This is a genomic window from Salinicola lusitanus (assembly GCF_038648475.1).
GTDB lineage: Bacteria > Pseudomonadota > Gammaproteobacteria > Pseudomonadales > Halomonadaceae > Salinicola > Salinicola lusitanus.
In genome coordinates, this window is sequence record NZ_CP151919.1 from 4,483,334 (window position 1) to 4,502,621 (window position 19,288).

The 19,288-nt window shown below is 62.3% G+C and carries 16 protein-coding genes and 1 tRNA gene; 13 read left to right on the plus strand and 4 right to left on the minus strand.

Annotated elements, in window-relative coordinates; all coding sequences use genetic code 11:
• The first annotated feature begins 60 nt into the window (after positions 1-60).
• A complete protein-coding gene (locus AAGT95_RS20210; RefSeq protein WP_110598453.1) occupies positions 61-471 on the plus strand; it encodes a carboxymuconolactone decarboxylase family protein in 411 nt (136 codons plus the stop codon).
• Between the two features lie 169 nt (positions 472-640).
• On the opposite strand, the gene AAGT95_RS20215 is transcribed toward AAGT95_RS20210, so the two are convergent.
• The gene (locus AAGT95_RS20215) at positions 641-1,369 is read right to left on the minus strand and encodes a Crp/Fnr family transcriptional regulator (protein ID WP_342594945.1); all 729 of its coding nucleotides are present in this window, start codon (positions 1,367-1,369) and stop codon (positions 641-643) included.
• Positions 1,370-1,633: 264 nt separating this feature from the next.
• Here AAGT95_RS20215 and AAGT95_RS20220 point away from each other — a divergent pair, with 264 nt between their 5' ends.
• A complete protein-coding gene (locus AAGT95_RS20220) occupies positions 1,634-1,840 on the plus strand; it encodes a hypothetical protein (RefSeq protein ID WP_342594946.1) in 207 nt (68 codons plus the stop codon).
• A gap of 34 nt (positions 1,841-1,874) precedes the next feature.
• Here AAGT95_RS20220 and AAGT95_RS20225 read toward each other — a convergent pair whose 3' ends face one another.
• Positions 1,875-2,486 carry a hypothetical protein gene (locus AAGT95_RS20225; RefSeq protein WP_110598456.1) on the minus strand — a complete coding sequence of 204 codons (612 nt, stop codon included), beginning with the start codon at positions 2,484-2,486 and terminating at the stop codon, positions 1,875-1,877.
• 2,169 nt (positions 2,487-4,655) lie between these two features.
• Positions 4,656-4,742: transfer RNA gene (locus AAGT95_RS20230), tRNA-Leu, on the minus strand.
• Between the two features lie 133 nt (positions 4,743-4,875).
• Between AAGT95_RS20230 and queA the strand changes: the two genes are divergently transcribed.
• The 6 genes from queA to AAGT95_RS20260 all read left to right on the plus strand — a co-directional run bounded on the left by queA (position 4,876) and on the right by AAGT95_RS20260 (position 11,950).
• Positions 4,876-5,910: a tRNA preQ1(34) S-adenosylmethionine ribosyltransferase-isomerase QueA gene (gene queA, locus AAGT95_RS20235; RefSeq protein WP_342594947.1), complete on the plus strand. Its 1,035-nt coding sequence runs from the start codon at positions 4,876-4,878 to the stop codon at positions 5,908-5,910.
• A gap of 263 nt (positions 5,911-6,173) precedes the next feature.
• Entirely contained in the window at positions 6,174-7,292 is a 1,119-nt protein-coding gene (gene tgt / locus AAGT95_RS20240; RefSeq protein WP_342596555.1) for a tRNA guanosine(34) transglycosylase Tgt, read from the plus strand.
• 104 nt (positions 7,293-7,396) lie between these two features.
• Positions 7,397-7,729, plus strand: coding sequence for a preprotein translocase subunit YajC (yajC, locus tag AAGT95_RS20245; RefSeq protein WP_110598458.1), 333 nt, complete (start codon positions 7,397-7,399; stop codon positions 7,727-7,729).
• A 105-nt stretch (positions 7,730-7,834) separates the two neighbouring features.
• Positions 7,835-9,682 carry a protein translocase subunit SecD gene (gene secD, locus AAGT95_RS20250; protein ID WP_110598459.1) on the plus strand — a complete coding sequence of 616 codons (1,848 nt, stop codon included), beginning with the start codon at positions 7,835-7,837 and terminating at the stop codon, positions 9,680-9,682.
• A 12-nt stretch (positions 9,683-9,694) separates the two neighbouring features.
• Positions 9,695-10,606, plus strand: coding sequence for a protein translocase subunit SecF (gene secF / locus AAGT95_RS20255; protein WP_110598460.1), 912 nt, complete (start codon positions 9,695-9,697; stop codon positions 10,604-10,606).
• Between the two features lie 207 nt (positions 10,607-10,813).
• Positions 10,814-11,950 carry an AI-2E family transporter gene (locus AAGT95_RS20260; protein ID WP_110598461.1) on the plus strand — a complete coding sequence of 379 codons (1,137 nt, stop codon included), beginning with the start codon at positions 10,814-10,816 and terminating at the stop codon, positions 11,948-11,950.
• Positions 11,951-11,992: 42 nt separating this feature from the next.
• On the opposite strand, the gene AAGT95_RS20265 is transcribed toward AAGT95_RS20260, so the two are convergent.
• Positions 11,993-13,420, minus strand: coding sequence for a sigma-54 interaction domain-containing protein (locus AAGT95_RS20265; RefSeq protein ID WP_342594948.1), 1,428 nt, complete (start codon positions 13,418-13,420; stop codon positions 11,993-11,995).
• Between the two features lie 179 nt (positions 13,421-13,599).
• Here AAGT95_RS20265 and AAGT95_RS20270 point away from each other — a divergent pair, with 179 nt between their 5' ends.
• The 5 genes from AAGT95_RS20270 (at position 13,600) to speB (ending at position 19,067) form a co-directional block, all read left to right on the plus strand.
• The gene (locus AAGT95_RS20270) at positions 13,600-14,457 is read left to right on the plus strand and encodes a sugar phosphate isomerase/epimerase family protein (RefSeq protein WP_342594949.1); all 858 of its coding nucleotides are present in this window, start codon (positions 13,600-13,602) and stop codon (positions 14,455-14,457) included.
• Between the two features lie 18 nt (positions 14,458-14,475).
• Complete coding sequence (locus tag AAGT95_RS20275; RefSeq protein ID WP_342594950.1) at positions 14,476-15,519, plus strand: isopenicillin N synthase family dioxygenase; 1,044 nt, start codon at positions 14,476-14,478, stop codon at positions 15,517-15,519.
• Positions 15,520-15,651: 132 nt separating this feature from the next.
• On the plus strand, positions 15,652-16,461 hold the full coding sequence (locus AAGT95_RS20280; protein WP_342594951.1) for an ABC transporter substrate-binding protein: 810 nt from the start codon (positions 15,652-15,654) through the stop codon (positions 16,459-16,461).
• A gap of 67 nt (positions 16,462-16,528) precedes the next feature.
• Positions 16,529-18,052, plus strand: coding sequence for an amino acid ABC transporter permease/ATP-binding protein (locus AAGT95_RS20285; RefSeq protein ID WP_342594952.1), 1,524 nt, complete (start codon positions 16,529-16,531; stop codon positions 18,050-18,052).
• Positions 18,053-18,098: 46 nt separating this feature from the next.
• Positions 18,099-19,067, plus strand: a complete 969-nt coding sequence (gene speB, locus AAGT95_RS20290; RefSeq protein ID WP_342594953.1) for an agmatinase — start codon at positions 18,099-18,101, stop codon at positions 19,065-19,067.
• Positions 19,068-19,288 lie beyond the last annotated feature (221 nt).

Genomic DNA, 19,288 nt, shown 5'->3' on the forward strand with positions numbered 1-19,288 from the left:
TGTGGAAAATTGAGAACGATAGTCGTTTAATCGCAGGATACCTGAACTCAGGAGACCGAGATGAACGCTGACAAGTGGCAAACGATCGATGTCGAGAACATCGACAAATCCGCCAGGTCGCTACACGCCTGCTCACTGGATCCCTCCATTCGCTGCCTGGCCGAGTTGCGTGCCTCGCAGATCAACGGTTGCCTCAGCTGCACCCATTTCCGTCGCGAACAGGCCGAAGCTCTGGGCATCTCACCCAGCAAGCTCAAGGCGTTGACGGCCTGGGCTGAATCCGACGAGTTCGACGAGCGGGAGAAAGCGGCGCTGGCGTGGTGTGAGTCCTTCACCCATTTCCGCCCTGCCAACCCGACGACTCGCAAGCTGGCGCTGAACGCGTTTTCCCCTCGGGAGCTGGCGGACCTGACCATGGCGATCGAGATGACCAGCGCTTTGAGCCGCGCCTCGCGCCGCGCCGCGGTCTAGTGGGTCCCGAGACACCTGGCTTCATCTCGGCTCGCTCTCTTCATCGATGAGAGCGGCTTTTTTTCGCCTTGCGGTTGGCTGGCGGCGCTTGTCCACAGCTCGTCTCTCGGACCATCGAAGACGCTTGGCAGTTTGCGAGCCGAGTCATCGATGGATAGACACCCTGCGTTCAAATCGTGGGCACGACGTGATCCTGCAGACAGCCGGCAACGCCACCCTCGCTGGCCAACGCCGGCATATCGAGCATATGTACCCAGCCACGAGCCAGCCTGAGCAGCCCTTCCTGACGAAACGCCGTCAACGTACGACTGACATGCACCGGGGACAGCCCCAGCGCATCCGCGAGATGCTGCTGGGATAGCGGCAAACGAAAGTGCTCTCGTGCGCTTTCATCGTTGCGCCGCAGCCGGCAGCCTATCTCGAGCAACAGATACGCCACCCGCTGGCGAGCACTCCGGCGGGAAAGATGGACCAATCTCTGGCTCAGCACCGCCTGCTGATATGAGCAGACCGCAAAGCATGCCGAAGTGAGGCGAGTGGATTCACGAAACAGCTTGAGAAGCTGCCGGTTGGCTACCGATAGAATCTCGCCATCTTCGAGCATGACCACGCTGGAGAGTCGTTGCTTGAACGGGAATTCATGTAGCCCGATGACGTCGCCGGGCAGGTATATCTCCAGAATATGACGGGTGCCACCCTTTAGATGGCGAAACGAGTAAGCCCATCCATCCTGCAAGGTACAGAAATCTCGCGCATTGTCGCCTTCGTGCCAGAGCACTTGTCCCTTGACGACGCGCGTGGAGGAGCCTTCCAGAGCATCGAGCTGGCGCCGATCATTTTCCGAGAGTTTCCCATAGTGACTAAAATGTCGGGCAATACAGCCTTCCTGCTGACCCATGCCTTCGCCTTCTTGAATTTTTCAAGCATGACAGCATGTTAGACAGGCAAGTTACATAACATCGGTTAGATAGCCGAGGTAAACGCGCGCGAGAAAGCTTCTCGACGAACCGCTCCCGTCGACAACGAAGCGCCTGCCGCGAGTCACCCTCGACTCGACACGGCTGCCCCGTGGGTCGCTGGCCCCGAGATACCGAAATCCGACTTGAACGCCTGGGAAGAAATATTAGAATTTTATTAACTACAAGCATGCGCGAGGGGCGGGATGTTCAGGCGCTATATCGTAAAGATCAAGCAGGCCGGCACGCTACATCAGCACTTCATAGTCACCGACACCCATCACGGCAACCAGACCGTCGGCGTGCACCACCATGAGGCCAAGGCAACAGAACACATGGAGCTCCTCAACAGCCTGGAAACCAGCGGCCCCGGTATCTGGAACCTTCTCGAGCGAGAAGCGGAGTCGAGCTAGCGGCCGACCCGGGACCTGCCCCCGGGAACCACGGTCATCCAGCCCGGTTCAGGGCGCCGATCAGGTAGAGGTCGTGCAGGTAGCTGTCGAGCCGGGAAATACCATGGGTCATGACGATCACGAGGTAGATAAGCAGCATCAGTATCCAATCACTGTTCGCCCAGGCCAACGAATCGAGGGATACGCGATAAACGACGGTATAGAGACTCAGCCCGCCCAGAAACATGACCACAAGGCAGTTGACCAGCACCAGGCTCAGCAATAAAGGACGACTATCCTTGCGCGGAAGATCGGTCTTCCACGCCAGGAGATGGCGTACGCGGGGCTGGCCGTTGAAGAGAATACGCCGGCGACGGCGAAGCAACGCGCCCAGGTATCGAGACGCGTTGGGAAGCTTCGCCGCGGAGAGGATGAGATGCGGGTTGAGGTGCGCACCGAAAAAACGGCTCGCAGTATCCAGCAATCGTTGGGATTCGCCAGTGGCCGCATATCGCTCGGCCTGTCGGGAGAGCTGACCAAGCGGCGTTTCACGGCTCGCTTGACGTTCATCGTCTTCAAAGTTCTGAGCGTAATAAATGTCGTAGACCTGATAGACGGAAATGGCAACGCCCAGGAAAATCAGAAAGAACGTCAATACGCTCAGCATGCTCTTCACTCCATGTTTCTCGATCTCGCATCATAGCAACCTCGTGATCAGCCAGGCTACGCAGATGGAGTGCGTCATTTAGCCACCGGCTAAAGTCGTAGCAAGCGAGGAACCGCGATCGCTTAGAATCCAACGTCATTTACAGGGCCGAGGAACGACGCCCAGACAATCAATGGCTTGCAGGTATTCACAGGGCCAGTATTCACAGGGCCGGTATTAATAGAACCTGCACTCACAGGATGGAAAAGCCCACCACGTCATAGCGCACGCATACGGGAGCAGAAACCGCCCAGGGTCATACAGGGCAACAACTGGCCGACGCTCCGTCTTCGCCCCGACCTGTCGACATGCGCCGACAATGGAATGACGCTCTACCTTCGACCAGCCTCCGCCTCGGCACCGCCCGATTGACACGCTCTCGGTTACCCCATACTTTCATCAGCGGGATGCCATAAAAAATAGCGAACCAGATAACTGGCGCAGGCGATCGTCTGCCGGACAGTTACCCATTCAGCGACCATGAACCTCAGAGGGGCTCCAGCCGCATCCCGCTTCAGATCTTGAAGCCGCCCGACCCGCGATGCCAACGACGCTCACGCTTCCATCCGGCATTCGCGGGTTTTTTACGCCCTCGCCCCCCTTCGACGGAAGCAGCGATTGCAAGACACTTTGTAACCAAAAGTCCCTCTGAGCGTCTTTTTGTGTCCCGCGGACTCAAAAAATAACGTTTGACTGCATTTCTTGCTTACTCATTCTGACGCAAAACAGCGACAATGGCTGCACACACTGCGAGAGCGAGAATGCAAGACACACTCGCAACGGCAACGGAGTTCATGGTCGCCATCAAAGCGATCTTTCCTGGCCCATGGGCTCACATTTTCCGTGATGCCTTTTGGGTCATTTTTTGGCCACCACTCTTTCCCTCCTTATTGCACGGCAAATCCAACCGCACCATCTACCCATGGCAATAATATCGGCAGATACAATGAGCCGCGTGGTCGACATCGCTCTCCTGACCACTGCATACCTCCAGTCGATGAAATGTCATGGATCGGCGATCTCCTACCCGATTTCCGGAGGAAGCGTCGTCTTCGAGCATCAACTGAATAGCATCTTCTACTATACATCTGGAAACATCACTCGGCGCTGATACACACCAGGATTTTCAGGTCCGGTCGCTTCCCTGTGACCGCTTCGACCCGATATGGCAAACCTTCATCACTGACGGATTTTCATGGCCCGGTTTCTCTTGCTGCAAAGTCATATGTGAGTCAGCAGATGCATTCATCTAAACCAATTTGTTGAACAAAGGTTATTTTCCTTTTCCCAAAAGCAGGACTACTATCAACTGGTGCATCGGTATTCTGTCCTTCGGAACGTTCTTTCGAATCAAGATCCGCCAAGGCCATCAATAGGCTTGCACCGACATATAGCGACCATGAACGACGCTATGTCGATAATAACGTCCTGACTCGATCAGTAGACGCATCACCCGCCCGCACCGGCGTAAGGCTCACCAAGCCTTATGTCCAGCGCGGGTTTTTGTAATCCTGACACTACATATTTACAAACTTTTTTCGCGACCCGTCGAATGAAATCGATTTCACTTATTTACGCGACTAAAGTATTGCCAAAAATTGCGTTAATTCTAATTTATAGCGTTTTTTTATTTGCCTAGGCGACGCAAAACGGCGACAATCCTGACACTAGGCCGAAGTTAACTTTATTAGGAGACTCTGCCTTCACCGCGTTCATGGTCGCCTTCCACAGGAAGCGATCTTTTCCGGCCCGCAAGTCAGTCATCTCCCCTGGTGACGCTTATCGGGCCTTTTTTTCCCTCATTCACTCCTGAGTGCGCACATCTCGGAGGCCATAAAGGCGCGGGAATTCAGTTACCCAAGGGACAGCGAGCTCACGTCATACGCCACACCTTTGTGCCAGCCATTTCATGATGAATGGCGGTTGCGTGTTACGCTGTAAAAGATCCAGGGACACCAGGCATTTACGATGACAATGCGCTACGCCCACCTGTTCTACCAGGGGCTGGACGACATCGGCGCACGGTTGCCGACCTTTGGCGCGGCGTTCTGCGACCAAACTGCGACCAAGCATTGAAACGAAGGTAAAACGAGGAAGGAGGGGGTAACGCCAAGGTACTGATTTTGCGGATGGTGCCGGCGGTCGGACTCGAACCGACACACTGTTTCCAGCGGCGGATTTTGAATCCGCTGCGTCTACCAATTCCGCCACGCCGGCAGCGGAGACGCATTATACGGACGCCCGGCCCGGCGTCAATCATCACGCTGACTTAATCGGCCGCGTGCTTTATGATGGCGCCCTTTCAGATGCCACCCGTCCATCCAGACTCTACCGATACGCGACCTACGCCATGCAGCGCGCCGATTTCCATTTTGATCTGCCCGACGAGTTGATCGCTCGTTACCCTTCCGAACAGCGCACCGACTGTCGGCTGCTATGCGTCGACGGTGACTCCGGCGCGCTGGAGCATGCTAGATTCCCCGACCTGTTGGCTCGGCTCGAGCCCGGCGACGTGGTGGTGTTCAACGACACCCGGGTGATCCCGGCACGCCTGTTCGGCCAGAAAGCCAGTGGCGGCAAGGTGGAGATGCTGCTGGAGCGACCGCTGGATGCCCATCGCGGACTGGCGCATCTGCGCGCCAGCAAGTCGCCGAAGCCGGGCACCGAGCTGATCTTCGAGGGCGGTATTCACGCCGTGGTGGAAGGCCGGCAGGACGCTCTGTTCGAGCTGCGCTTCCTCGGCGAGACGCCGCTGATCGCGCTACTCGAACAGCACGGCCATATGCCGCTGCCGCCCTATATCACCCGCGAGGACGAACTCGCCGACCGCGAGCGCTACCAGACCGTCTACGCCCGCCACGAGGGAGCAGTCGCCGCGCCCACCGCCGGCCTGCACTTCGACGAGGCGATGATGGAGGCGCTGCGTGCCAAGGGGGTCGAGATCGCCTTCGTCACCCTGCATGTGGGCGCCGGCACCTTTCAGCCGGTACGCGTCGACGACATCCGCGAGCACCTTATGCACAGCGAATGGCTGGAGGTCGACGAGCAGGTCTGCGCCAGCGTCAATCGCGCCCATGCCATGGGCAACAAGGTCGTCGCCATCGGCACCACCAGCGTGCGCTGCCTGGAGAGCGCCAGTCAGGAAGATGGACGCCTGGCTCCCTACCGCGGCGAGACCGATATCTTCATCTATCCCGGCTATCGCTGGCGCTGCGTGGATGCCCTGGTCACCAACTTCCACCTGCCGGAGTCGACGCTACTGATGCTGGTCTCCTCCTTCGCCGGTTACGACGCGGTCATGCACGCCTATCAGCAAGCCGTCGCCGGGCAGTACCGCTTCTTCAGTTATGGCGATGCGATGTACCTGACCCGTCGACCCGACTGATCAGGACACGCTTTGCACGTACCCCGGTCACGAGCATTGCGCGCGGCTTCAGGCGCGTCGGAGTCGGAACAGACAAATGCTCTGCGCGCGGCTTCAGGCGCGTCGGAGTCGGAACAGACAAATGCTCTGCGCGCGGCTTCGGGCGCGTTGGAACAGACAAATGCTTTGCGCGCGGCTTCGGGCGCGTTGGAACAGCCAAATGCTTTGCGCGCGGCTTCGGGCGCGTTGAAAAGAAGAGAGACACCATGCGAGACGAGTCCTTCATGAAATTCGAGCGGCTGGCGCAGGAAGGTCGCGCCCGCCGGGGTCGTTTGACCTTCCCACGCGGCACGGTGGAGACCCCAGCCTTCATGCCGGTGGGCACCTACGGCACGGTCAAGGGGATGACGCCCAAGGATGTCGAAGCGATCGGCGCCGAGATCATTCTCGGCAATACCTTCCACCTCTGGCTGCGTCCCGGCACCGAAGTGATCGAAGGTCATGGTGACCTGCACGACTTTTCGCAATGGCACAAACCTATCCTGACCGACTCCGGGGGCTTTCAGGTTTTCTCGCTCGGCGCCATGCGCAAGATCACCGAGCAGGGCGTGCACTTCCGCTCGCCGGTGGACGGCGCCAAGGTGTTCATGGGCCCGGAGGAGTCGATGGCGGTCCAGCGTTCGCTGGGCTCCGACATCGTGATGATCTTCGACGAGTGCACCCCCTACCCCGCTACCGAGCAGGAGGCGCAGAAGTCGATGGAGCTCTCGCTGCGCTGGGCCAAGCGCTCGCGCGAGGCCCATGGCGACTCACCGTCAGCGCTGTTCGGCATCGTCCAGGGCGGCATGTACCCCGATCTGCGCAAGCGCTCGCTCGAGGGTCTGCTGGAGATCGGCTTCGACGGGCTGGCGATCGGCGGCCTGTCGGTGGGCGAACCCAAGGAAGAGATGATCGGCGTGCTGGATTACCTGCCGACCTGGATGCCGGAGGACAAGCCCCGCTACCTGATGGGCGTGGGCAAGCCCGAGGATCTGGTCGAAGGCGTGCGCCGCGGGATCGACATGTTCGACTGCGTGATGCCGACCCGCAACGCCCGCAACGGGCATCTCTTCACTGCCGACGGAACCGTCAAGATTCGTAACGCCAGCCATCGCCACGACATCAATCCGCTGGAAGCGGATTGTGACTGCTATACCTGCCAGCACTTCTCGCGCGGCTATCTGCATCACCTCGATCGCTGCGGGGAAATGCTCGGATCGATGCTCAATACGATTCATAATCTGCGCTACTACCAGCGCCTGATGGCGGGTTTGCGCGGGGCTATCGAAGCGGGTACATTGGCCGACTTCGTAGCACAATTCTACCGGCGACGCGGACTGCCCGAGCCGCCCAGGGTCGATTGACGCGATCCAGACCGGCACATCGATGATCTGCCGTTCGTCAGTCTCACCCGAGTAACCGTTTCATTACACGACCTTTTCCTCACACAACCTTCGGAGAAACATCCATGCTGGACTTTTTCATCCCTGCGGCTCACGCCCAGGATGCGGGCGGCCCTGCCGGCGGTGGTATTGCCCAGATCATCATGCTGGTCGGCTTCGTGTTGATCTTCTACTTCCTGCTGTGGCGTCCGCAGTCCAAGCGCGCGAAGGAGCACAAGAAGCTGGTCAACAACCTGTCCAAGGGTGACGAGATCGTGATCGGTGGCGGGCTGCTCGGCCGCATCACCAACGTGACCGACGACTTCATCAGCATGGAGATCGCCGAGGGCACGGTCGTCAGCGTTCAGAAGAGCGCGGTAGCCTCCGTTCTTCCCAAAGGCACGTTGAAGTCGCTGTAACTCTCCTGGCTGCCGGCTCTCCCGTCGGCAGCCATCTCTTCCCGCGACACTCTTCGCACGACGGTCATCGCCTCGATCGTCATTGATTGAAAGGACAGGGCTTCCATGCTCAATCGTTACCCCCTGTGGAAGTATCTGCTGATACTCATCGTCTGTGTGGTTGGCGTCATCTACGCGTTACCCAATCTTTACCCACAGGATCCCGCCGTCCAGATCAGTACCACCAACGGTTCTCTGGACAGTCAGCAGCTCGACCGTGTTACCCAGGCGCTGTCCGACGACGATATCCAGGTCAAGTCGGCAGCGATGACTGGCAATAACACCGCCCTGATTCGGCTGAGTAATGCCGAACAGCAGCTTCCCGCCCGTGACGTGGTCGACAACCTACTCGACAACGATTACACCGTGGCGCTCAACCTGGCAGACTCCACGCCATCCTGGCTGACCAGCCTTTCGGCGACGCCGATGAAGCTCGGTCTCGACCTTCGCGGCGGGGTGCATTTCCTGCTCGAGGTCGACATGGAGGCGGCCGTCAAGCAGCGCCTGGAAGCCACGGCCAGCGCGATTCGCGCCGATCTCCGCGATCAGCGCATCCGTTACCGCTCCACCGACGTCGACGACAACGCCCTGCATCTGGAATTCGCCAATGCCGAAGATCGTGACGCCGCGCGCGCCCAGATCAGCCAGACATTCAATGAATTCCAGTTCGAGAACCGTGACGAGGGGCGTCGCGCCTTCCTCGACATGACGCTGACCGAGCAGGCGATCAAGGACATTCAGGATTACGCGGTCCAGCAGAACCTGACCACGATCCGTAATCGTGTCAACGAACTCGGCGTCTCCGAGCCGCTGGTGCAGCGCCAGGGTCCGAGCCGTATCGTGGTCGAACTGCCGGGCGTGCAGGACACCGCCGAGGCCAAGCGTATCGTGGGGGCCACGGCGAACCTGGAGTTCCGGCTCGAGGCCCGTCCGGACGCCCCGGATTCCGAGACGGAGACCTTCCCGTTCCGCAATGATCCGCAGCGCACCGCCACCCTGTCGCGCGACGTGATCATTACCGGCGACCGCGTCTCCAGCGCCAGCCAGGGCTTCGACCAGAACGGCCGCCCGCAGGTCAACATCAACCTGGATGGTACCGGCGGCTCGCTGATGAACCAGGCCACCCGCACCAACATCGGCCGCAACATGGCAGTGCTGTACATCGACCACAGCACGGAGACTCGCACGGTCACCCGGGGTGGAAAGCAGGTCGAGGAGCGTATCCCGACGACCAGCCGCAGCATCATCAGCCTGGCAACCGTGCAGAGCGCGCTGAGCAACCGCTTCCGCATCACCGGCCTCGACTCCCCCACCGAGGCCAGCGAGTTGGCGCTGCTGCTGCGCTCTGGCTCCCTCGCCGCACCGATCTACTTCGTGCAGGAGCGCACCATCGGCCCCAGCCTGGGCGCGCAGAACATCCAGCGCGGCATCTTCTCGGTGATCGTCGGCGGGCTGCTCGTCATCGCCTTCATGCTGATTCGCTACAAGGCGTTCGGCGTCATTGCCAATGCCGCGCTGGCGGTCAACCTGGTGCTGCTGATCGCGGCCATGTCGCTGCTCGGCGCGACCCTAACGCTGCCCGGCATCGCCGGTATCGTGCTGACGCTGGGCATGGCGGTGGATGCCAACGTCCTGATCTATGAACGCATACGCGAGGAGCTCAGGCGCAAGACGCCGGCACAGCAGGCGATTCATGCAGGCTACGGTCGCGCCTTCACCTCGATCGTCGACGCCAACCTCACCACCCTGCTGGTGGCGGTGGTGCTGTTCTCGATCGGCACCGGCCCGATCAAGGGCTTCGCCGTCACGCTGTCGCTCGGGATTCTCACGTCGATGTTCACCGGCATCCTGGTGTCGCGTGCCCTCGTCAATCTCTCCATCGGCGGCAAGCCGGTGAAGAAACTCTGGATCTAGGAGACGCGAGCAATGCGCCAACTCGATTTCATGGGCAAACGCCGCATCGCTTTCATCGTCTCGATCGTGCTGACGATCGTATCGATAGCGGCCCTCGCCATCCTGCATCTCAATCTCGGCCTCGATTTCACCGGCGGCACCGTGGTCGAGCTCCACTACGCCGTGGCGCCGTCACTGGATGATATCCGCACCCTGCTGGCCAACAGCGGATTCGAGAATTTCCAGGTCCAGACCTTCGGCGCTACCGACGAGATTCTGGTTCGGTTGCAGCAGACGTTCGATAACGACGTCGGCAATCAGGTCGTCTCCGCACTGAGCAGTGGCGGTGCCCAGATCGATCTGGTTCGCGCCGAGTTCGTCGGCGCCCAGGTCGGCGATCAGCTGCGTGACCAGAGCGGTCTGGGCATGCTGATCGCGCTGGCTGGCGTCGCGGTCTACGTCGCCTTCCGCTTCCAGTACAAGTTCGCCCTCTGCGCGATCATCTCGCTGGGGCATGACGTGCTGATCGTGCTGGGACTGTTCGCGCTGTTCCAGTGGGAGTTCGACCTCACCGTGCTGGCCGGGATCATGGCGGTCATCGGCTATTCGCTCAACGACACCATCATCGTCTACGACCGAATTCGCGAGAACATCCGGCTGTCGCGCAGCGACGATCTGGCCCAGATCTTCAACGAGGCGATCAACCAGACCCTGTCACGCACCCTGGCGACCTCGGGCACCACCTTGCTGGTGCTGTTCGCGCTGTTCTTCCTCGGCGGCGACATGATCCACAACTTCTCGATCTCGCTGATCCTGGGGATCGTCGCCGGTACTTTCTCCTCGATCTATGTGGCGGCAGCGCTGCTGATCGTTTTCAAGCTGGAGCGCCAGGATCTGATCCCGGTGAAGAAGGAGAACGTCGAGGGCGAAGAGGAGCTGCCCTGAGCCCCGCCGAGACACATGTTGGATCCAAGGCCTCTCCCCGGAGAGGCCTTTTACATTGTCGTTCTACGTTGCCGCCTCCCCAGGCCCAGAATTCTCGTCACCCCATACCGTCCTCATCCTTGGCCGTAGCCGCGTTCGAGACTCGACGCCAGCGCGCCGAGCTGGGGTATGATGAGTCGCCTTCCACGCTTGCCATCAGGGAGATCCATGGCTCCTATCTTTGCCGATTCCAGCGTCGCCCGCTGGCTGCTGGTGCTGGTGATGATCGCCGGCGTCTACTTCTTCATCGATTTCCTGATTCCGGTGCTCGCCGCGCTGATCATCTGTGTCGCCAGCTGGCCGCTCTACCGCTGGCTGCTGGCGCGCTGCGGCCAGCGTCGCACCCTGGCCGCGAGCATCGCCCTGGTGCTGATCATCCTGTGTCTGGTGATTCCCATCGTGATGGCCTGCACCTACGCCTTCCAGGAGCTCAAGGGCTGGATCGGCTGGCTGCTGGCCGCCAACCAGCACGGCATTCCTGCGCCGGGCTGGGCCGCCGAGCTGCCGGGGATCGGCAGTTGGGTCCACGAACAGTGGCAGACCTATCTGGCCGAACCGCATGCGCTGGAGTCCTATCTCCAACTGGTGGGTGGCGAGCACATCGGCAATATCTCGCGCTGGGTGCTGGCGCTCGGCAGCAACGCGGTGCATCTCGCGCTCACCCTGCTGTTCATGCTGATCACGCTGTTCTTTCTCTACCGCGATGGGGTGGGCATGGCGCGCCAGCTGGATATCGTCGGCGAGCGCATCCTGCCGGCGCGCTGGCAGCGCTTCTCGCGGGTGGTGCCGGCGACCATCAGTTCGACCGTGGTCGGCATGGGCCTGATCGCCCTCGGCGAAGGGTTGGTGCTGGGCACCGCCTACTGGATCGCCGGGGTACAGTCGCCGGTGGTGCTCGGGGTGATCACCGCCTTCATGGCGCTGGTCCCCGGCGGTGCCCCGCTCACCTTCACGCTGGTCTCGCTCTATCTGATCGCCACCGGCCACCTGCCCAACGGCATCGGGCTGTTCCTGTGGGGCGCAATCGAGCTGTTCGTGGTCGACAAGACGCTGCGCCCGCGGCTGGTCGGCGGGCCGATCAAGCTGCCCTTCCTGCCCACCTTCTTCGGCCTGGTGGGCGGGGTGAAGACCATGGGGCTGGTGGGGCTGTTCGTGGGGCCGGTGCTGATGGCCCTGCTGGTCGCCAGCTGGCGCGAGTGGCTGCACGACGACGAGGCGCCGGACGCCCCCAGCGAGGCGGAGCGCTGGGGCTACGGCAATCCGCGGCTGATCGCCCGCTATACCGGCCAGCACCCTGACCGCTAGGCATCCTTATCGATGCGCCCTTGTCGATGACAGCAAGGGCGTTCAACTTTCCGCCCGCTCACGCCCCAGAGTGATGGCATAGCGCTTCAGCTTGCGCACCACGCTGGGCTGGCTGATGCCGAGGCGCTCGGCCAGCGCGTAGGTCGAGCCGTGGGTCTGGGCGAGCTGGGCCAGAATACGCCGCTCATGGGCCGCCAGCGCGGCCTTCAACCCTTCGCCCTCGCCCAGCAGCGCGCCGCTCGCCGGCTCCGTCGGATGCTGCGATGGCGGCACCCCGGCACTGCCCGGCTCGGCGCCCGCCGGGCCGCCGATCACACTGCCCTCCGCCGCCAGCCAGGCGCGCTCCAGCCAGTTCTCCAGCTCACGCACGTTGCCCGGCCACTCGGCGCTCATCAGCTCGGCCCAGGCCCGCGGGTGGAGCATCTTGTCATCGCCGTAGCGGCGGTTGAGCCGTTCCAGCTGGCGCTCCGCCAGCCCACGGATCTCTTCGCGGCGCTCGCGCAGCGGCGGCAGGGTCACCGGGATCACGTTGAGCCGGTAGTAGAGATCGAGCCGGAAGGCGCCCTCCTCCACCTGTCGCGCCAGATCGCGGTTGGTCGCCACCACCAGGCGGAAGTCGACCCGCCGCGAACGGGTGTCGCCGAGCCGGGTGAGCGAGCCATCCTGGATCACCTTGAGCAGCTTGGACTGCATGGTCAGCGGCAGCTCACCGATCTCGTCGAGGAACAGGGTGCCGTCGTGCGCCTGCTCCAGCAGCCCCGCCTTGCCCTGTCGCGCCGCGCCACTGAAGGCGCCGGGCTGGTAGCCGAACATCTCCGACTCGAACAGCGACTCGGGGATCGCCGCACAGTTGACGTCGACGAAGGCGCCATCGCAGCGACGGCTCCAGCGGTGCAACTGGCGCGCGAAGGCGGTCTTGCCCACCCCCGACTCCCCCAGCATCAGCACCGTGGCATCGGTCGGCGCGCTGCGCTTGAGCAGTTGAGTGATCTCGCGCATCAGGCGGCTCTTGACCACCAGCTCGCCGGCCTCGACGGGGGTCTCCGCCGGCGCCTCGTGGTGGCGCTTGAGATGCTCGGTGAAGCGCTGCTGGAGCAGCGCGTACTCGTCCTGCAGCAGACGCAGATCGGTGAGATCCCGCGAGCGGCTGATTACTCGCACCAGGCGCCCGTCGACATAGACCGGATGCGCCTCGGCGATCACCTGACGGCCGGTGCCGGTGCGCTGCATCAGCTGCGCCGGCTGGCCGGTGCGGATCACTTCGAGCGAGACCGAGGGCGAGAGCACGCCGCTGGCCTGCAGCGCCTGCACGGTGGTCGCGCACAGCGCCTCCCGTGGCATGCCATAGACCGTCGCGGCGCCGGGGCTGACATCGAGGATGCGCCCCGCCGCATCGACCACGAACAGATGGTCCTGGGCGGTCTGGACCATGGCCCCCAGGGTGGCACGGTCCGCCTGGGCCTCGATCATCGTCGTCTCCGATTCGAATTTGCATCATTGATACGTTAATGAATCGAAAGCGGCAAGATATCGATACAAAAACGCATCAACGCGCGGGGGCAAGTACGAAGAATCAGCAGGTTAAGGTTGGCACGCTTTATGCTTTAGTCTTAGGACATACGCTCACAACGACAATCACGGAGCGATCCTTGAACGACGATTTCAAACTGGAAACCTTTCGTTCGCTGTGGGGCTTTCAGGGCACCTGGGAGCAGGCCGCCCGCGAAGCCCGAGCCGCCGGCTTCGACGGCCTGGAGGCGCGCATGCCGCAGGACGAGCGCGAGCGCTGCGCTTTCGCGCGTTTCCTCCGCACATATAGCCTGCCTTACATCGGCATTCTCTTTACCTCGGCACCGGTGCTGCCCCAACAGGCGCATACCCCGCGGCAGCATCTCGACGATCTCGAGTGCCAGCTTCGACAGATGCAGGCGCTGGAGCCTCGCTTCGTCAACGTCCTGGCGGGCAATGATCGTTGGCCGCTGGCGCAACAGGTCGACTTCTTCGGCCGTGCGCTGGAGATCGCCAGTGCCAGCGGGCTGACCTGTTTATTCGAGACCCATCGTGCGCGCTCGCTCTACAGCCCGTGGATCACGCTCGATCTCATCGCGCAACTGCCGGATCTGCGCTTTACCAGCGACATCAGCCATTGGGTGGTGACCTGCGAGCGCCTGCTCGATGATCCGTGCGACGACCTCACGCCGTTCATCGAGCGTGTGCACCATGTCCAGGCTCGGGTCGGCTACGACCAAGGGCCGCAGGTGCCTCATCCAGCCGCGCCGGAGTACGCCGAGACGCTGGCGTTTCACCAGCAGCACTGGGCAGCGATCTGGGAGGCCCAGCGCCGCGCCGGCCACGCGGTCACCACCCTGACCCCGGAGTTCGGCGTCGACGGCTACCTCCACCATCTTCCCTTCACCGACGCGCCGGTCGCCGACCTGTGGCAACTGAACCGCTGGATGGCCGATTGCGAGCGTCGCCACTTTGCACAGTGGTCCCAAAGTTTCTGATTCGACAAGGAGCCTGGCATGACCGACAACGACAATCTCAAGCGCTTCACCGAAATTCCCGTGATCGACATCAGTGGCCTGTTCAGCGAGCAGCTGGCCGAACGTCAAGCCGTGGCCGAGGCCCTGGGCGATGCCGCCAGCAACGTCGGCTTTCTGCATATCGTCGGCCACGGTATCGACCCGGTCTTGATCGACGGCCTGCACGACGCCGCTCATCGCTACTTCGACCAACCGCTCGAGGCCAAGATGCAGCAGTACATCGGCCGTTCCCGCAGCCACAAGGGATTCGTGCCCGAGGGCGAAGAGGTCTACTCCAAGAAAACCGACCACAAGGAAGCCTTCGATGTCGGCTTCGACGTCGGTGAGGACCACCCGCTATACGTCGCCGGCACGCCACTGATCGGCCCCAACGAGTGGCCACCGCTGGCGGGTTTCCAGGAGGCGGTCAAAGCCTACTACGATGCGGTCTTCGCCCTCGGCACGCGCCTCTTCCACGGTTTCGCGCTGGCGCTGGGGTTGCCCGAGGACTACTTCGAATCGCTGGTCACGGCACCGCCGTCCAAGCTGCGCCTGATCCACTACCCGTTCGACGGCAAGGCCCAGGATGCCCCCGGCATCGGCGCCCATACCGACTACGAGTGTTTCACCATACTTTACTCGCGCACTCCGGGTCTGGAGGTGATGAACGATCTCGGCGAATGGGTCGACGCCCCGCCGGTCGACAACGGCTTCGTGGTCAATATCGGCGACATGCTGGAGATCATGACCAACGGCGCTTTCGTCGCCACGGCGCACCGCGTGCGCAGCGTCAAGGAGGAGCGCTACTCGTTCCCGCTGTTCTACGCCTGCGACTACCACACCCAGGTGAAGCCGCTGCCGCAGTTCGCCGAAGACAGTAACAGCTACGACGCGGTCGCCGTTGGCGACCACATGTGGAGCCAGGCGCTACAGACCTATCGCTATCTGCAGCGCAAGGTCGCCAATGGCGAGCTGACGCTGCCGGAAGGCTCGCGCAAGCCATCGAGCTTCGGCCACCTCAAGCACGCGTCGACCGAGGAGTAGCCACCGACATCGGCGGCACGCGTAGCGAGCGCCATAACGCCCTCGCCATGTCGAGCACCTCGACCATCACCGCGCGCTAGACAGACAACGCAGGCCCCATCGCCAACAACAAGCCCAATAGGAACCGCTGCCATGACACTCGATATTCGCAAGACGACCCTCTCTGCCCTGAGCGCCGGTCTACTCGGCCTGCTCGCTGCCGGGCCGAGCCAGGCGTTCGAGACGCCACCGACGCTGAACGACGGCGTCCTGACCGTGGGCATGGAGATCGCCTATCCGCCGTTCGAGTCCTACGACGGCGATAAGGTGGTCGGCTTCGACCCAGAAGTCGCCGAAGCGCTCGCCGAGCGCCTGGATCTGAAAGTCGACTATTTCGACACCCGCTTTCCCAACCTGATCCTGGGTCTCAACAGTGGTCGCTTCGACACCATCATTTCCGGCATGTACATCCTGCCCGATCGTACCAAGCAGGCGGATGCCATCCCCTATGCCAAGACCGGCGCCGCGATCATGGTGACTGCCACCAGTGATGGCCGACCCGCAGAGCCGGAGGATCTCTGCGGCCTGACGGTCGGCCTGCAGCAGGGCACCTCCTGGGTCGCCAAGCTCAACGAGCTCTCGACCCGCTACTGTGAGGCCAACGGTGAAGGGCCGATCGACATCCGCGAATTCCCGACCAGTTCGGAAACCTCGCAGGCACTGCTGTCCGGCAACATCCAGGCACACATGGAGATTCTCAGCGCCGCGCACTCGATCGTCGACAAGTCACGTGGACGCATCGAGATCACTTCGGATCAGGCGATCTACCCGGAAACGCTGGGCATTTACGTCAAGAAGGGCAACGACGCGCTCTACGATGCGCTCGAGGCGACGGTGAAGGCATTCAAGCAGACCGACGAATACCGCGAACTGCTCGAACGCTACAACCTGGAAGCCGCCTGACCTTCGCCGCGTGCCGGCGGCTCCGTCGCCGGCAGTCGACTCCCCCTGACCGTTTTCGAGGTCGCTGATGCCATTCGATTGGCCCTACTTCCTGTCGCTCTTCTCCGTAGGCGATTTCTGGCGAGCCTGCGTGACCGTCATCCAGTTGAGCCTGCTCTCCTGGCTCATCGGCATGGCTATCGGTTTCGTGCTTGCCCTGGCCAAACAGTCCCGGCATACATGGCTGCGCTGGCCGGTCTCGCTCTACATCTGGTTCTTCCGCAGCGTGCCGCTGCTGGTGCTGCTGATCTTCGTCTACAACCTGCCTCAGTTGCTGCCCTCGCTGCGGGGAGTGCTGTCACAGCCGTTCTATGCCGGCCTGATCTCGCTGATTCTCACCGAAGCCGCCTACATGGCGGAGATCCACCGCGGCGGCCTGCTTTCGGTACCCCAAGGGCAGCGCGAGGCGGCTCGCGCGCTCGGCATTCGCCCCCTCGGCATGCAGCGACTGGTCGTCCTGCCGCAGGCGTTTCGCATCGCGCTGCCGACGTTGACCAACGAATACATCACCATCGTCAAGCTGACATCGCTGGTGTCGGTGATCTCGCTGACGGAGATCCTGCTGGTCGGCCAGCGTCTCTATGCCTCCAATTTCCTGGTCCTGGAGACACTGGCAGCGGTGGCGATCTACTACGTGATGATCGTCACCGTGGTCGGCTGGCTGTTGCAGTGGCTAGAGCGCCATCTCGACCTGCAGAAGCGCCGTGCGCCGACCCTGAGCGACCTCCAGGTGGAGAAGATCCGTGACCAGCTCCCCCTGCCACCGCAGCCCGCCAGCGCAGCACTCGGCGCAGGGCAGCCACCCGCCCTGCAGTTGCGCGATATTCACAAGCGCTACGGCGACCATGAGGTGCTCAAGGGGATCGACGTCCAGGTCGGCGCCGGCGAGGTGATCGCGATCATCGGTCCCTCCGGTAGCGGCAAGACCTCGCTGATCCGGACCGTCAATGGCCTCGAGCCGCTGGATGGCGGTGAGATCGTGCTCTTCGGCGAGAGTTTCCTCAAGGCAGGGGAGCGTCAGTCGGCCAGCTTCCGCGCCGACATCCACCGCGTGGGCATGGTGTTCCAGGGCTTCAATCTGTTTCCCCATCGCACCATCGTCGACAACATCCTGATGGGGCCGCGCTATCACACCATGGGCGGGGGCGCCGCCAAACGCGACACGGCGCTCGCGCTGCTGGACAAGGTCGGCCTGCTGGCACACGCCGACAAGTATCCGCACCAGCTCTCCGGCGGCCAGCAGCAACGCGTGGCCATCGCCCGCGCACTGGCCATGCAGCCCGACATCATGTTGTTCGACGAGCCGACCTCGGCGCTCGACCCGGAGCTGGTCGGCGACGTGCTCAAGGTCATCCGCGATCTGGCGGAAGAGGGCATGACGATGCTGATCGTGACCCATGAGATGGAGTTCGCGCTCTCGATCGCCGACCGCGTGGTGTTCATGGAGCATGGCGAAGTGCAGGCCGACGCCTCGCCCTCAGCCATTCGCCACGGCTCGGACGCACGCCTCCAGCGCTTCATCGGACTCGAGTCGACACCGGCCGACGCATGACACAAGAGATGGCAGCACCCGCGTGCCGCCGCAGGAGAGAACGCGCATGACCCTTACACATCCGGATGCATCACCCTTGAACCAGCCGCTGGGTGGCAATGAAATGCCACGCTTCGGCGGTCCGGCCACCATGATGCGGCTGCCGACACAGAAGGATGCCACGGGACTCGACGCCTGCTTCGTCGGCATCCCGCTGGACATCGGCACCTCCAACCGTCCCGGCACCCGCTTCGGCCCGCGCCAGATCCGCGACGAGTCGCGCATGCTACGGCCGTTCAACATGGCGACCCGCGCCGCGCCCTTCGAGAGCCTGCAGATCGCGGACATCGGCGATGTGCCGATCAATACCTTCGATCTCAAGAAGAGCGTCGCCATCATCGAGCGCTATTACGACGAGCTGCTGAAGCACGACGTCATCCCGCTGACCCTGGGCGGCGACCACACCATCGCCCTGCCGATTCTGCGTGCCATGGCCAAGAAGCACGGCCCGGTGGGACTGATCCACGTCGACGCCCATGCCGATATCAACGACCAGATGTTCGGCGAGCAGATCGCCCACGGCACCCCCTTCCGCCGTGCGGTCGAGGAGGGCCTTCTGGATACGAACCGGGTCGCTCAGATCGGCCTGCGCGGCACCGGCTACGCCGCCGACGAGTTCGACTGGGGGCGTGCACAGGGCTTCCGCGTAGTGCCGGCAGAAGCGTGCTGGCACCGGAGCCTGACACCGCTGATGGCAGAGATTCGGGCCAAGGTCGGCGGTGGCCCGGTCTATCTGAGCTTCGACATCGACAGCCTCGACCCCGCCTACGCCCCGGGCACCGGCACCGTCGAGATCGGCGGGCTGACCATTCCCCAGGCACTGGAGATCATCCGCGGCTGCCACGGCCTGGATATCGTCGGCTGCGACCTGGTCGAGGTCTCCCCTCCCTACGATGCCCACGGTCAGACCGCGGTGGTCGCGGCCAACCTGCTGTTCGAGATGCTCTGTATTCTGCCGGGTGTCGCTCGTCGCTAGAGAGTCGCCTCCTGAAAGCGCTACGAGCCAGACCCCGCCACCCACGACAACACGCCGCCGACAGCCACCGACGGAGTGTTGGAACCGCCATGCTGGCGCATCGGGTCGCACACTCGCCTTCAACGGCGGCATCAGCGCCTCGCAGAACCGCCAGCCCGGGGTGTCATGCGACCTTTCTCTTACAGCCGCGGCGGCGGCGCTGTGTCATAACGTAAACGCTC